General features: G+C 32.5%; 11 protein-coding genes and 1 other annotated feature (1 of these 12 running past the window's edge). Of the genes, 3 read left to right on the top strand and 8 right to left on the bottom strand.

Annotated elements, in window-relative coordinates; genetic code table 11:
• Nucleotides 1-163 (bottom strand) — a binding site (T-box leader); it reaches 76 nt to the left of the window's first position.
• Between the two features lie 275 nt (nucleotides 164-438).
• Nucleotides 439-1,452 carry an NADPH dehydrogenase NamA gene (gene namA, locus TETH514_RS00055; RefSeq protein WP_009052047.1) on the top strand — a complete coding sequence of 338 codons (1,014 nt, stop codon included), beginning with the start codon at nucleotides 439-441 and terminating at the stop codon, nucleotides 1,450-1,452.
• Between the two features lie 25 nt (nucleotides 1,453-1,477).
• Here namA and gyrA read toward each other — a convergent pair whose 3' ends face one another.
• Both gyrA and gyrB read right to left on the bottom strand, forming a co-directional pair.
• The gene (gene gyrA / locus TETH514_RS00050) at nucleotides 1,478-3,901 is read right to left on the bottom strand and encodes a DNA gyrase subunit A (protein WP_009052048.1); all 2,424 of its coding nucleotides are present in this window, start codon (nucleotides 3,899-3,901) and stop codon (nucleotides 1,478-1,480) included.
• A 14-nt stretch (nucleotides 3,902-3,915) separates the two neighbouring features.
• Nucleotides 3,916-5,817 (bottom strand): DNA topoisomerase (ATP-hydrolyzing) subunit B, encoded by a 1,902-nt coding sequence (gene gyrB / locus TETH514_RS00045; RefSeq protein ID WP_009052049.1) that lies wholly within the window; start codon nucleotides 5,815-5,817, stop codon nucleotides 3,916-3,918.
• Nucleotides 5,818-6,170: 353 nt separating this feature from the next.
• Here gyrB and TETH514_RS00040 point away from each other — a divergent pair, with 353 nt between their 5' ends.
• Nucleotides 6,171-7,511: a Mur ligase family protein gene (locus tag TETH514_RS00040; protein WP_009052050.1), complete on the top strand. Its 1,341-nt coding sequence runs from the start codon at nucleotides 6,171-6,173 to the stop codon at nucleotides 7,509-7,511.
• An 11-nt stretch (nucleotides 7,512-7,522) separates the two neighbouring features.
• Nucleotides 7,523-8,254 carry a type 1 glutamine amidotransferase gene (locus TETH514_RS00035; RefSeq protein WP_009052051.1) on the top strand — a complete coding sequence of 244 codons (732 nt, stop codon included), beginning with the start codon at nucleotides 7,523-7,525 and terminating at the stop codon, nucleotides 8,252-8,254.
• Between the two features lie 17 nt (nucleotides 8,255-8,271).
• Here TETH514_RS00035 and TETH514_RS00030 read toward each other — a convergent pair whose 3' ends face one another.
• The 6 genes from TETH514_RS00030 to dnaA form a co-directional block, all read right to left on the bottom strand.
• Nucleotides 8,272-10,530: a glycoside hydrolase family 31 protein gene (locus TETH514_RS00030; protein WP_003867404.1), complete on the bottom strand. Its 2,259-nt coding sequence runs from the start codon at nucleotides 10,528-10,530 to the stop codon at nucleotides 8,272-8,274.
• 12 nt (nucleotides 10,531-10,542) lie between these two features.
• Nucleotides 10,543-10,800 carry an extracellular matrix regulator RemB gene (gene remB / locus TETH514_RS00025; protein WP_003867405.1) on the bottom strand — a complete coding sequence of 86 codons (258 nt, stop codon included), beginning with the start codon at nucleotides 10,798-10,800 and terminating at the stop codon, nucleotides 10,543-10,545.
• A gap of 11 nt (nucleotides 10,801-10,811) precedes the next feature.
• Nucleotides 10,812-11,900, bottom strand: a complete 1,089-nt coding sequence (gene recF / locus TETH514_RS00020; protein ID WP_003867406.1) for a DNA replication/repair protein RecF — start codon at nucleotides 11,898-11,900, stop codon at nucleotides 10,812-10,814.
• Nucleotides 11,901-11,910: 10 nt separating this feature from the next.
• Complete coding sequence (gene yaaA / locus TETH514_RS00015) at nucleotides 11,911-12,117, bottom strand: S4 domain-containing protein YaaA (RefSeq protein ID WP_003867407.1); 207 nt, start codon at nucleotides 12,115-12,117, stop codon at nucleotides 11,911-11,913.
• A 20-nt stretch (nucleotides 12,118-12,137) separates the two neighbouring features.
• On the bottom strand, nucleotides 12,138-13,250 hold the full coding sequence (dnaN, locus tag TETH514_RS00010) for a DNA polymerase III subunit beta (protein ID WP_003867408.1): 1,113 nt from the start codon (nucleotides 13,248-13,250) through the stop codon (nucleotides 12,138-12,140).
• 235 nt (nucleotides 13,251-13,485) lie between these two features.
• The gene (gene dnaA / locus TETH514_RS00005) at nucleotides 13,486-14,817 is read right to left on the bottom strand and encodes a chromosomal replication initiator protein DnaA (protein WP_009052052.1); all 1,332 of its coding nucleotides are present in this window, start codon (nucleotides 14,815-14,817) and stop codon (nucleotides 13,486-13,488) included.
• Nucleotides 14,818-15,011 lie beyond the last annotated feature (194 nt).

Raw genomic sequence — 15,011 nt, 5'->3', positions numbered from 1 at the left:
TACAACTTGAACTGTAACGGGCAATCCCGGTATAGCCTAATAAGCAACTCGCCGTTCAGCTATACAGCTCCAGTGCGAGCTAATATGCGCCTTGGCACCGGTTTGCACCACCCACCGGCTCTCTTAAGCCTACGCACATACCACTCACCTTCATCGCTTTTATCCTTTATCATTTTAAAAATGCAAATCCGAATAAAGTTACTTGTTATTTTAACAGCATCTTTTACTTTAGTCAACTAAATTATTTGTAAATTTTCAATAATCTATCGTTTACATTTACTAAAAAATTTTAAATATCTCCCAAAAAAATTGCTCTTTTTTTAACTATCATTAAAAATTGCTTTAATCACATGCAGCTTAAACATTTTTGCTAAATTTGGTTTTTAAAAAGATATGTATTATGATTAAAATTAGAAAGTTCAAGAAAGGAGAGTGTTTATGAGTATTTTACATATACCTTTAAAGATAAAGGATATTACAATAAAAAATAGAATCATGATGTCTCCTATGTGTATGTACACAGCTTCTACAAATGGGATGCCAAATGACTGGCATATAGTTCATTATGCCACAAGGGCTATTGGTGGAGTAGGACTTATTATGCAAGAAGCTACAGCTGTTGAAAGCAGAGGAAGAATAACTGACCATGACCTTGGTATATGGAATGATGAACAAGTTAAAGAATTAAAAAAAATTGTAGACATTTGTAAAGCAAATGGCGCTGTGATGGGAATACAGCTTGCTCATGCAGGAAGAAAATGTAATATATCCTACGAGGATGTCGTAGGGCCTTCCCCTATCAAAGCAGGAGACCACTACAAACTTCCGAGAGAATTATCAGTTGAGGATATAAAATCTATAGTAAAAGCTTTTGGAGAAGCTGCTAAAAGGGCTAACTTAGCAGGCTATGATATAGTTGAAATACATGCAGCTCACGGCTATTTAATCCACGAATTTCTTTCTCCTCTTTCAAATAAACGAAAAGATGAATACGGCAATAGCATTGAAAATAGAGCAAGATTTTTAATTGAAGTGATAGATGAAGTTAGAAAAAATTGGCCTCAAAACAAACCTATTTTCGTGCGGGTATCTGCAGATGATTACATGGAAGGCGGAATAAACATAGATATGATGGTAGAATATATCAACATGATAAAAGACAAAGTTGATTTAATTGATGTAAGCAGTGGAGGACTTTTAAATGTTGATATAAACCTATATCCCGGATATCAAGTTAAATATGCTGAAACAATTAAAAAACGCTGTAATATAAAAACTTCTGCAGTAGGATTAATAACGACACAAGAGCTTGCAGAAGAAATTCTTTCAAATGAAAGGGCAGACTTGGTTGCACTCGGAAGAGAACTTTTAAGAAATCCCTATTGGGTTTTACATACGTACACTTCTAAGGAAGACTGGCCAAAACAATATGAAAGAGCTTTTAAAAAATAAGCCCCCACAAATTTGAGGGCTTATTTTATTCTTCATTTTCTATTCTTGCAGTAGAAACAACCCTGTCCCCATCATCAAGTTTCATAAGAGTTACTCCTCTTGTATCTCTGTGCATCTTAGAAATATCGGACACTTTCATTCTTATAAGAATTCCATTTGCAGAAATTATCATAAATTCATCTTCCGGATTTACCGACCTTATAGATACTAATTTACCAGTTTTTTCACTAAGTCTTATTGCAATTATTCCTTTTCCCGCTCTTGTTTGAAGCCTGTATTCCTCTAAATCAGTTCTTTTTCCAAATCCTTTTTCTGTAACTACCAAAATTTCGCTACCCGGGTGAACAAGGTCCATTTCTACCACTTCATCATCTTCTCTCAAGGAAATAGCTATTACACCCTTTGCCACCCTTCCCATAGGCCTTATGTCTTTTTCATTAAATCTTATAGCATAGCCTCTGGCAGTCCCTATTATTATTTCTCTTTCTCCATTTGTTAATTTTACATTTATAAGCTCATCACTTTCTTCCAACGTGATAGCTATTATACCATTTCTCTTAATTGACCTAAACTCTTCTATAGAAGTCTTTTTAATTATGCCTTTTTTAGTACACATAACAACATATTTAATATCTTGAGACTTTTTAAGAGGAATAACCGCTGTGACTTTTTCTCCTTGACCTATCTGTATGAGATTGACAATAGCTGTGCCTTTTGCCTGCCTTCCTGTTTCAGGAATATCTATAGTTCTTAAACTATATACCTTCCCTTTGTTTGTAAAGAACAACAATCTGTCATGAGTTGTAGTAATAAAAATATCCCGTACAAAGTCATCTTCTCTTGTTGATATACCTAATATGCCCTTTCCCCCACGTTTTTGCGCCTTATAAGTATCAAGAGGCATTCTCTTTATATATCCATAATGAGTCATTGTCACAACTACATCTTCCAATTGAACCAAATCCTCTAAATCTAGCTCTTCTTCTTTTGCCACAATGTTTGTCTTTCTCGGAGTAGCGTATTTATCTTTTATTTCTAAAAGCTCTTTTTTAATTATTTCCAGTACTTTTCTTTCATCTGCCAAAATTCCTTTTAATTCTTTTATCTTTTCCATTAACTCTTCAAGCTCATCTTCTACTTTTTGCCTTTCAAGCCCCGTCAGTCTTCCTAATCTCATATCAACTATCGCTTGTGCTTGTTTTTCGCTCAATCCAAACTTGTCCATTAAATTTTGCTTAGCAATTGCTTCTGTCTTTGAACTTCTTATTATGTTTATAACTTCATCAATGTGGTCAAGAGCAATTTTTAGCCCTTCTAAAATATGTGCTCTTTCTTCCGCTTTTCTTAAGTCAAACTTAGTCCTTCTCGTTACAACATCCGCTTGATGATCTACATACTTTTCTATAATTTGCTTGAGGTTTAATATCTTAGGCTCCCCGTCTACAAGAGCCAACATTATAGCTCCAAAGGTCTGCTGCATTTGCGTGTGCATGTAAAGTTTATTAAGTATCACCTTTGGATTGACATCTTTTTTTAGTTCTATTACAACTTTCATTCCATTTCTATCAGATTCATCTCTCAAATCAGAAATTCCTTCTATGTGCTTTTCGCGAACTAGCTCAGCAATTTTTTCAATTAACTTAGCTTTAAGCACCATATAAGGAATTTCAGTAATTACAATTCTCGTCTTACCGTGGTGTTCTTCAATTTCTGCCTTTGCTCTAACGACAATTTTGCCTCTTCCTGTCTCATAAGTCTCTTTTATACCGTCTCTTCCTAAAATTACTCCTCCTGTAGGAAAGTCAGGCCCTTTTATATATTTCATTAGTTCATCTACTGAAATATAAGGATTGTCTATATAAGCGATAATTCCGTCTATGACTTCTCCTAAATTGTGAGGAGGAATATTGGTAGCCATACCTACGGCAATTCCTTGAGACCCGTTAACTAAAAGATTAGGAAATCTTGAAGGAAGCACTACCGGTTCTTTTAATGTTTCGTCAAAGTTTGGCACAAAATCTACTGTTTCTTTATTTATATCCGTAAGCATTTCAAGGGCAATTTTTGAAAGCCTCGCTTCTGTATACCTCATGGCAGCTGGGGGGTCTCCATCTATGCTTCCAAAGTTTCCATGCCCATCTATCAAAGTTTCTCTCATTGAAAAATCCTGTGCTAGTCTCACTAAAGTATCATAAACAGCCGCATCACCATGAGGATGATATTTCCCTAAAACTTCACCAACAACTGCAACACTTTTTTTATATGGCTTATCAGGAGTTAATCCTAACTCATTCATCGCATAAAGAATTCTTCTATGAACTGGTTTTAAACCATCTCTTACATCTGGCAATGCCCTTCCAACAATTACACTCATTGCATAATCTATATAAGATTTTTTCATTTCATCTTCAATGCCTACTGGGATTACCTTCTCTTTTTCTTCACTCATCTATTTCACCTCTTTTATATGTCTAAATTTCTAACTGTTTTTGCGTGCTTTTCTATAAATTCCCTTCTTGGTTCGACTTTGTCCCCCATTAAAATGGTGAAAATTTCATCTGCAGCTATCGCATCCTCTAATGTAACTTTAAGCATCGTCCTCTTCTCTGGATCCATAGTTGTATCCCATAACTGGTCAGCATTCATTTCTCCAAGACCTTTATACCTTTGAACAGTATAATTTTCCCTTCCAATTTCATTTAAAATCCTGTCTAATTCTCTATCCGAGTAAGCATAATACACCTTTTTGCCTTTTGTAATTTTATATAAAGGCGGTTGAGCAATGTACACATTTCCATTTTCAATTAAAGGTCTCATAAACCTATAGAAAAATGTTAAAAGCAGTGTCCTAATATGACTTCCATCTACGTCCGCATCTGTCATTATGACTACTTTGTGGTACCTTAACTTACTTATATCAAATTCATCTCCTATTCCAGTACCTAAAGCAGTTATCATTGCTCTTATCTCTTCATTAGAGAGTATCTTGTCAAGTCTCGCCTTTTCCACATTTAAAATTTTCCCTCGTAGTGGAAGTATCGCTTGAAATCTACTATTTCTACCTGTTTTAGCAGAACCTCCAGCAGAATCACCTTCTACCAAGAAAAGCTCACACTTAGAAGGGTCTTTTTCCGAACAGTCAGCAAGTTTTCCCGGTAAAGTAGTATTTTCAAGTGCAGATTTTCTTCTAGTGAGTTCTCTGGCTTTTCTCGCTGCTTCTCTCGCCCTTGCAGCTTGTGTAGCCTTTTCTACTATTACTTTTGCAACCGAGGGATTTTCTTCTAAAAAAGCCGATAGTTTCTCTATCACTACATTTTCTACAATAGACCTCATTTCAGAATTTCCTAATTTTGTTTTAGTCTGGCCTTCAAACTGTGGGTTTTTTAACTTTACACTTACAATAGCAGTCAAGCCCTCTCTTACATCTTCACCCTGCAAATTTTTCTCGTTATCTTTTATAATTCCGTATTTTCTAGCATAGTCATTGATAACTTTAGTAAGAGCACTTTTAAATCCAACAAGATGAGTACCACCTTCTCTAGTATCAATATTATTGGCAAAACTAAAAATATTTTCAGTATACGTATCATTATACTGCATGCAAACCTCTACTTCATAATCAGTGTTTTTTGCTTCCATGTATATAGGTTCCTCATGTAAAACTTCTTTATTTCTATTGAGATATTTCACAAAAGATATAATTCCACCTTCGTAGTTAAAGACCTCTTCCTTTCCGTCTCTTTCATCTATAAGCCTGATATTTATACCTTTATTTAAAAAAGCTAATTCTCTTAATCTTTGAGCTAATACATCATAATTGAATACAGTTTCCTCAAAAATTTCTTTATCTGGCTTAAAAGTAATAGTCGTACCCGTCTCTTCTGTTTCCCCAATAATCTCTAAATCAGTTTTTGGTACTCCTCTTTCATATGTTTGCCTGAAAATTTTCCCACGCTGTTTTACAACAACTTCCAATTTTTCAGATAATGCATTTACAACAGAAACACCTACTCCGTGTAATCCTCCAGATACTTTGTAAGCATCATTATTAAATTTTCCACCTGCGTGTAACATCGTTAAAGCTACTTCTACAGCCGGTTTTCCAACTTTTGGGTGTATATCTGTAGGTATACCTCTCCCGTCGTCTTCAACCGTTATGGAATTATCTTTGTGTATAGTAACTACTATATTTTTGCAATACCCTGCCAATGCTTCATCTATACTATTATCTACTACCTCGTATACAAGGTGATGCAATCCCCTGCTGCCAGTAGAACCTATATACATTCCTGGCCTCTTTCTTACGGCTTCTAAACCCTCTAATATTTGAATTTGACTCGCAGTATAAGTTTCATCCTTTGCCATATTCACAACCTCCGCAAATTTATCCAACAGTTTTATTTTATCATTATTTTAAAAATTGCTCAATTCAAAATATTTCCCGAAAAATTTTCCCGGGAAATGAGATAATTTTATTTTTATTATTACCTATAATATAATAATACTTAACACATGTACCTATAATATAATATACTTAAATTGGAGGGAATTCAATGGCTACCTCTGAAGATTTTTTAAAACTTGACATAGGAATATACAAATTGCTGACTTCGTATCCGAAGTTTTAGGAGTAGATGATGAAGAAGGAAATGTAGTATTGCTTTAACCAGAAAGAAGAGTAAAAATAGGAAATAAAATTTACTAGAAGGTGGTAAATAGTGAAATTTTTAAGTGTCAACTTAGGTAAACTTGTGAACATATCTTGTAAAATAACAGGAAAAGGTGGAACATCTTTACCTGGAAAAATAGCGCTTAAATCTGATTCTCGATTAATAAAAAAGTTAATTGAACCTCTAAAAGAAAGCAAAGTGATGATAACAGGTACAAATGGCAAAACTACAACTTCTGGATTAATAGCCCATATTTTGAATACCGCTGGAAAAAGTGTCGTACATAATAAAGAAGGAGCGAATATGAAAACAGGAATTGCAACTGCTTTAATAAAAAGCAGCGATTTTTTAGGAAATTTAAAAAAAGAAGCAGCCGTTTTTGAGGTAGACGAAGCAAACATGCCAATTGTAATTGAAGATATAAATCCTAATATAGTAATAATAACTAACTTTTTTAGAGACCAATTAGACAGATACGGAGAATTAGATATAACAGTAGAAAAAGTAAAAAACGCCCTTTTAAAACTGCCACAAGAATCTATAATATTACTAAATGCTGATGAACCTTTTACAGCTTCAATAGGAGATGAGATAAAATCAAAAGTCTTTTACTATGGAATTGATGACAACATTGAAGGAATTAACTCATCTTCTTTTGAACAAAAATACTGTCCTATTTGTGGCCACAAATACGAATATAGAAGAATATATTACGGGCAACTGGGAGACTATTACTGCCCCAATTGTGGCAAAAAGCGACCAAATCCTCATTTTAAAGCTACTAATATATTTTTAAATGAAGATGGAATAAATTTTAATCTATACTATAAAGATAAAATCTTTACATTTAAAAGTAGATTAATAGGCATATACAACGTTTATAATTTATTAGCAGCTATATCTGCTAGCATTTTGTTGAACATAGACTTTAACACTATATCAAAAGCAACAGAAAACTATTGGCCAATAGAAGGAAGATTGCAAAAAACTAAAATAAAAAACAAAAAAGCTATAATAAATTTAATTAAAAACCCTATTGGTTTTGAAAGCACCTTAAATATGCTATCTCAATTTAGCAAACCTTTAAACCTTTTAATCTCTATAAATGATAACTACGCGGATGGAAGAGATGTATCTTGGTTGTGGGACGTAAACCTAGAAGACTTTTTATCAAAAACAAAGGTAAATTATATAATAACTTCTGGTTTAAGAGCTGAAGACATGGCAGTAAGACTCAAATATGCAAATTTCGATATTAATAAAGTAAAAGTCATAAACTCTGTAGATAAAGCTCTTGATACAATATCTGAACTAACTAAGGAAGAATTAATAGCAGTACTTCCCAATTATACATCTCTTTATGATGTAAATAAATACTTAAACTCATAGGAGGAAAAAGAATGAAACTTGTCATTGGCCATATGTATCCAGACTTATTAAATTTATATGGAGACTTAGGGAATATTTTGACATTAAAAAGAAGAAGTGAATGGCGAAACATTGAAACCGAAGTAAAATCAATTACGGTAGATTCAAATACGAATTTTACTGATATAGATATACTTTTTTTAGGAGGCGGATCTGATAGAGAACAAAAAATTGTAAGCGACGACTTGACAATCAAAAAGGGTAAAAATCTTAAATCAGCTATTGAAGACGGTTTGACTGTATTAGGTATATGTGGTGGATACCAACTTTTAGGAAATTATTATCAAACCTCAAAAGGTGAGAAAATAGAAGGCGTTGGTGTATTAGATATGTGGACTGTTGCTGGTACCAAAAGGATGATAGGAAATGTAGTAATCGATGCGAATATAAATGAAAAAAACTTTAAAATGGTGGGCTTTGAAAATCACTCTGGGAAAACATATCTTGGAAAATCTAGTCCTTTAGGGAAAGTAATAATTGGAAGGGGAAATAACGGAGAAGATAAAACAGAAGGATGTATTTATAAAAATGTGTATGGAACATATCTCCATGGCCCAGTACTTCCTAAAAATCCTGAATTTGCAGATATTTTAATTGAAACTGCTTTAAAGAGAAAATATGGCAAAGTAGAATTAACTCCTTTGGATGACTCCTTAGAACAACAAGCTAAACAATCTTTAATAGAAAGATTTGTAAAAAAATAGAGGCTTTTGCCTCTATTTTATAATTCAATTTCACAATTTTCCTTCCCAACTTTTTCACCATTTATCTTAATCTCTTTAATATCACCAAAATTTTTAAATATAAATTTATACTTTTTAACTCCTTTGTCATAGCCAAAGTGAATTTTATCAAATTTTATATCCATCCTTCCTTCTTTATAACAAAAACTTATATCGAAGAGGTTATAAACCCCTTTAGTATAATCAAAGGACTTTCCATCGTCTTCATAATGGAGATAATGCCCTTCTTCTCCTCTATAAATTTCCACTATTATCTCTTTTATTTCCTTTTCTTCTACAAAGGACTGAGGCTCACGCTTTAATAATATTCCTCCTTCTTTTACAAAAAGAGGTATTATATCTATAGGAGCATCCACAAGATAATAGCTTTCTCCTTTAAATTCTTTTCCAGTCCAGTAATCATACCATATTCCTTTTGGCAAATACACTTCTCTTTTTTCTTTAGAAGGTAAGTATATAGGCGCAACCAATAAATTATCTCCTAACAGAAATTCATCGTATATTTTATGAGTATTTTCATCTTCTTGATACTCAAAAACCAATGGCCTCATTATAGGATAACCTTTTTGGGAGGCGATGTAAAACAAATCGTATAAGTAAGGTAAAATCTCATATCTCATTTTTATGTACTTTCGCGATATATCCTCACACCTTTTTCCGAAAGACCAGGGCTCTTGGTCTTTAGTACCTATTGCAGAATGCACTCTTAAAAAGGGAGTAAAGGTAGCTGCCTCTATCCACCTTATAAAAAGTTCTTCGTGACAATCTCCCTCAAATCCCCCTACATCGGCTCCTGCAAACGGTTGTCCAGAAAGCCCAATATTTATCAACATAGGCATCATCATAAGAAGGTGTTCGTACAAGCTTCTGTTGTCTCCTGTCCACATTGCCGCATACCTTTGTATTCCTGAAAAAGCAGCTCTTGTCAACACAAAAGGCCTTTCATTAGGTCTTATCCTTAGTAAACCATCTCTTGTGGCCATAGCCATATAATTAGCATAAACGTTATGGGCTTCTTTGTGAAGTACCTTTTCTCCATCTAAAATATGAATATTATCCTCTGGCATAGTTTTAGTAGGAGTTTCAAACACAGCTGGCTCATTCATATCATTCCATATACCATCAATTCCATCCTTTATAAATTCTCTGTGCTTTTCCCCCCACCAATATCTCACTTCTTCTTGTAAAAAGTCAGGAAAACAAGCTTCCCCTGGCCATACTTTTCCAACATAGGTTATACCATACTTATCCTTTACAAAATAATCCTCCTCAATTCCTTCTCTGTAAACATGGTAGTCGTAATCCCTCTTAACTCCTGGATCTACAATCGTCACTACTTTAAATCCCATTTCTTTAAGCTGCTTTAGCATTTCCTTATAATTTTTAAATGTATCTTTATTCCATGTGAAAACTCTATATCCTTCCATGTAATCTATATCGAGATATATCACGTCACAAGGAATATCTTTTTCTCTAAAAGTTTTTGCAATCTCCAGTACTCTCTCTTGTGGAGTATAGCTGTACCTGCTCTGCTGATTTCCCAATGCCCATAAAGGTGGAAGATTTATCCTTCCAGTGAGATATGTATAATTCTCTACAACCTCTTTTATGTCTTCTCCATAAATAAAGTAATAATTCATTTGACCTCCATAGGCCCCAAAATAATAGTATTCTTGGCATTCCTGTCCCATATCAAAAAAAGACCTAAAGCTATTGTCTAAAAATATTCCATAAGTGTGATAATCGTTCATTCCTATGAAAAAAGGGTAAGACTCATATAAAAGTTTTGTAGTCTGGTTGTGAGTCATAAATTCATCTGTATTCCACATCTCTAACCTTTCGCCTTTTTTGTCGAGATATCCTGCTTTTTCTCCAAAACCGTAAAAATGGTCTTCTCTTAACTTTTTATAGCATCTAACATCTGTTTCACTAAATTTTACTCCTCCATTGTAATCCTCATTAATTATATTTTCATTTTTATCTAAGAAACTCACAGAAAGGTCATTTTTATTTATTTTTACTTTTAAAGAATCAGTTTCAATTAATATACTTTCTAATTCTTTTCTTACACTGAACTCAGGAATATCGTATTCTTTCCTTTCTATCGCAATTGTATCCTTTCTTTTTTCCTCTTTATCACTTACAAAAACGTTAATAATTTTATCACCTAATACTCTAAGCTCTAACTTCTTTCCTTCATTTCTCACAACAATTCCTTCTGATGTTTTTTGATACAATTTAATACCTCCCTAATCCTCTATTTTTTGTGTCCTTCTTATAAGGGTAAAAGCAGAAATTGGTGATAAATAAATAATACTCCTCTTATCCCTTTCTGTGATTATAAAAGACTTTGGCTTTTCGTCAGAAATTCTGACCACAAATCCTTCTTCTTCCGCTATTTTTAAAAATTGCACAGTAGCCTCCGAAGTAGTTACAACACTCATGTCAAAAATAGCTATAATGTCTTTGTCAGGAACTACCACGTTGCCGCCTAAATGGACATACATTTTTTGACCCCCTATTCTTTAATAACAACCCCATTAGATATCTTAAAATAACAATCTCCTTTTAAATCTCTTTTTGTAGTATGGGTTATAAAAGTCTGAAAACCTTTTAATCTTTCTAGGACATATTTTTTTCTATTTTCATCTAATTCTGACATTACGTCATCTAAAAGCAGTACTGGTTTTTCACTAGTCTCCTTTTTTAAAATTTCAAACTCTGATAATTTAAGGCATAAAGCCGCTGTTCGCTGTTGACCTTGAGAAGAATATACTCTTGAATCATAGCCGTTTATAATAATTTTAAAATCTTCCCTATGAGGCCCAACTTGTGTTGTAAAATACCTTAAATCCACATCTATATTCTTTGATAGTTTTTCTTTTAATCTTTTTTTAACTATTTCTTCATCTGAAGCATCTTTAAGTCCTACACTATTTAGGTAGACAATTTCTGCTGTCTCATTGGAAATTTCAAGTAAAAATTTTTTTATATTAATTTCTACGTTTTTTAAATAATTTTGTCTCATCACAATTATTTTTGCCCCGTATTCTACTAATTGGTCATCAAAAATTTCTAGTATACTTTTACTTTTCCCTTCTTTTATGCTCTTTAATAGTTTATTTCTATTCATTAGTATTTTGTTATATTGCATGAGGTTATAAAGATAATTCTTTTCAACAACAGATATACAAGAATCCAGATATTTTCTGCGATGGGAAGGTCCTTCTTTTATTATGTTTAAATCTTCAGGAGAAAAAATGACTGTCAAAAGTTGACCTAAAAGTTCGGAAGTCGACTTTATTTTATTGCCATTTACTTTAATGACTTTATTTTCATTTTTCTTGTATCCAAATTCTATTTTTTTATCGTTATTTTCTTGACAAATTATAGCTTTTACATAAAAATAATCTTCTCCAAATTTTATTAGTTCTGTCGTTTTGCTCCCTCTAAAAGACCTTCCCATACTTAAAAGCCTAATACTTTCTAATAAATTGCTCTTTCCTTGTGCATTTAAACCATAAAATATATTTATTCCTTCGCAAAATTCTATTTTTTGCTTTTGTAAATTTCTAAAATTGTCGACAAATAGCTCCTTCACATACAAGTTAAATTCCTCACTTTATGATATAAGTTTTACCATCTACCTCAATTATATCATTTTTGTGAAGTTTTTTACCTCTTTTTAATTCTATTGCGCCATTTACTTTAACTTTTCCTTCTAAAATAAATTGCTTTGCTTGTCCTCCAGTTTGACATATTTTCATATACTTTAAAAATTGCCCTAAGGTAATATATTCCGTCTCTATAGGCACTTCTATCATTTAAAAAACACCTCTTATTTTCAATTGAGCTTTACAGGAAGTATCATATAAAGATAATCTTTACTTCCTATAGGTTTTATTATTAACGGATTTATACTATTTATGAAATAAAGCGTTATTTCTTCTTCATCGATGGCTCTTAAAGAATCTAATAAATATCTTGAGTTAAAAGCGATCTCAAGAAACATTCCTTTTACATCAACTTCTATTTTTTCTATCATCTTGCCCTTTTCAGAATTAGAAGAGACAGTAATAAATTTATCACCAATCTCAAACTTAATCAAATTATTTTTGCTTTCTGCAATTAGTGAAGCTCTTTCAATACTTTCAGTTAAAACTTCTCTTTTGACTACCACTTCAGTCTTATAATCCTTTGGTAAAACAGCATTGTAGTTTATAAAGCTTCCTTCTAAAAGCCTCGATATTACCTTTGTATTTTCAATTTGGAATAACACTTGATTAGCAGTGTGGTATATTTCTATCTCTGTTTCCTCATCTTTTAAGATTCTGTATATCTCTTCTAAAGTTTTACCTGGAATTACTATAGAATATTTTTCTATATCCTCGTCAAAGAATTTTTCCTCACTCTGATAAGAATATATAGCCATTCTAAATCCATCTAAAGCTACTGCTTTAACTTCAGTTTGAAACACTTCAAATAGAACACCTGTCAAAATAGGTCTTGTTTGCTCCTGGGCAATACAAAAGACTGTTTTTCTTATTAAGTCTTTTAGAATATTTTGCGTCAACTTAAAAGAATTTTCTTTAGATACTAGAGGAATTTCAGGAAACTCTACAGCGTCACTTCCTGCAATAGTGAAATTTATACTATCGCAAACTACATTTACCGTGTTTTGAGAATCACTTTCTATTTTTACATCTCCCTCAGGCAATTTACGAACTAATTCTGAGAAAATTTTTGCAGGTACTACTATTTCTCCCTCTTCTTCTATCACTGCAGGAATTTGACACTCTATTCCTATGTCCAGATCAGTTCCTGAAAATTTGACTTGACCTTTCAAAGCCGAAATTTTTATACCTTGAAGAATAGGAAGAGTAGTGCGGGAAGATACCCCCCTTATTGCAATATTTACTCCTTCAAATAATGAATTTTTATCACACACAAATTTCATTTTTTTCACTCCTGTTTTTGAGAATATTTTTTTGAGTCAAATCATATAATAGATAAGATAAGCGTTTAGTAGTCATAGTAATAGAAGATGTTAGTTTGTTAGTAATAGTTTGTGAAGCGGAGAAAAAGTCGATAATTGTCTGTGAATAATTTCTGAGTAAACAGTTAAATTTATTAACAATATTCACAGACAAAAAATTTTAAAACATATAAACAGGGTTATCCCTGTTTATATGTCAATAACCTTTTATCCTCTTTTTAAGTTCCTCAATCTGCCTTGAGAGAAGTTCATCTTGTTTTATTTCATTAGAAATTTTTTCATAAGCATGTATTACAGTAGTATGGTCTTTTCCAAATTCTTCTCCTATTTTTGGAAGAGATAAATCTGTCAGTTCTCTTGCTAAGTACATGGCGATTTGTCGCGGATAAGCTATGTTTTTTGTTCTCTTGCGGGACCTGAAATCTTCTAGTTTTATGTTATAGTACTTGCAAACTTCTTCCTGTATGAGTTTTACAGTTATTTCTCTCGTTTTATTAGATACAATTTCCTTTAAGGCATGCTTAGCTAATTCTAAGTCTATATTGGCTTTTGTAAGATTTGAAAAAGCTACGATTCTTATTAATGCTCCTTCTAACTCTCTTATATTTGATTGAATTTTTTCTGCCACATAAGCTAAAACTTCGTCGGGTATATTTAGATTTTCTGTTTGAGCCTTTTTCTTAAGTATTGCAATTCTTGTCTCATAATCTGGTGGCTGTATATCCGCGATTAAACCCCACTCAAACCTTGACCTTAGCCTTTCTTCTAAAGTTGGAATTTCTTTTGGTGGTCTGTCACTGGAAATAACTATTTGCTTGTTGGCTTCGTAAAGGGTGTTAAAAGTATGGAAAAATTCTTCTTGAGTTCGTTCTTTTTTGGCTATAAATTGAATATCATCTATTAGAAGAACATCAATATTTCTGTACTTGTTTCTAAATTCTTCATTTTTGTCGTCTTTTATGGAGTTAACTAACTCGTTTGTAAACGTTTCTGACGTAACGTACATTATTTTGTAGCCACTTTGATGTTTATTGATAAAGTGCCCTATTGCATGCATTAAATGGGTTTTGCCTAAACCTACTCCTCCATAGATAAATAAAGGATTATAGGCTTTTGCTGGAGCCTGAGCTACTGCAAGACATGCAGCGTGAGCAAGTTTATTGCTGTTTCCAACTACAAAAGTATCAAAAGTATATTTTGGATTTAGAGTGGAAAGAGTAGTGGATTCAGTTAGGTTTTCTTTTTCAATAGATTCTTTGATTTCTCTATATTCTTCTTCGTCTTCTGATAATATTTTTATCTCGTATAATTTATTTGTAGCTTTTGAAGCAGCGTCGTAGATAATATTTATATATCTTCCATTTATTATATTTTTTGTAAAAGTATTAGGAGTGCTTAAAAATAACACATCATCAATAATTGCTAAGGGTTTTATGTGAACTAGCCAGGTGTTGTAGCTGGTGGGGGTAAGCTCGCTTTTTATGACCTCCACTATCCTCTCCCATATTTGACGATGATCTCCATACATTATATGACCTCCTAAGCCCATCAATAAAATGTGGATAATTTATTTAAAAGGGTGGCATAATATATTATCGGTATAATTTAGTTGTTAATAAGTTAAATTTAGTTTTGTGAATTTTTTAATTTGATAACTTTTGCAAAAACACATGTGCAGATATTGTTGATAAAAAATATTTTGATAAAAAAACTGATAAAAAA

Origin of the sequence: Thermoanaerobacter sp. X514, from assembly GCF_000019065.1 — a bacterium.
GTDB classification, from domain to species: domain Bacteria; phylum Bacillota; class Thermoanaerobacteria; order Thermoanaerobacterales; family Thermoanaerobacteraceae; genus Thermoanaerobacter; species Thermoanaerobacter pseudethanolicus.
The sequence above is the reverse complement of the archived record's forward strand: the minus strand, read 5'-3'. Positions and strand labels throughout refer to the sequence as shown.

Excerpts from the sequence above, each read along its gene's own strand:
- namA (WP_009052047.1), top strand. The coding sequence starts at position 439 with ATGAGTATTTTACATATACCTTTAAAGATAAAGGATATTACAATAAAA.
- gyrA (WP_009052048.1), bottom strand. The coding sequence starts at position 3,901 with ATGAGTGAAGAAAAAGAGAAGGTAATCCCAGTAGGCATTGAAGATGAA.
- gyrB (WP_009052049.1), bottom strand. The coding sequence starts at position 5,817 with ATGGCAAAGGATGAAACTTATACTGCGAGTCAAATTCAAATATTAGAG.
- TETH514_RS00035 (WP_009052051.1), top strand. The coding sequence starts at position 7,523 with ATGAAACTTGTCATTGGCCATATGTATCCAGACTTATTAAATTTATAT.
- remB (WP_003867405.1), bottom strand. The coding sequence starts at position 10,800 with ATGTATGTCCATTTAGGCGGCAACGTGGTAGTTCCTGACAAAGACATT.
- yaaA (WP_003867407.1), bottom strand. The coding sequence starts at position 12,117 with ATGATAGAAGTGCCTATAGAGACGGAATATATTACCTTAGGGCAATTT.
- dnaN (WP_003867408.1), bottom strand. The coding sequence starts at position 13,250 with ATGAAATTTGTGTGTGATAAAAATTCATTATTTGAAGGAGTAAATATT.
- dnaA (WP_009052052.1), bottom strand. The coding sequence starts at position 14,817 with ATGTATGGAGATCATCGTCAAATATGGGAGAGGATAGTGGAGGTCATA.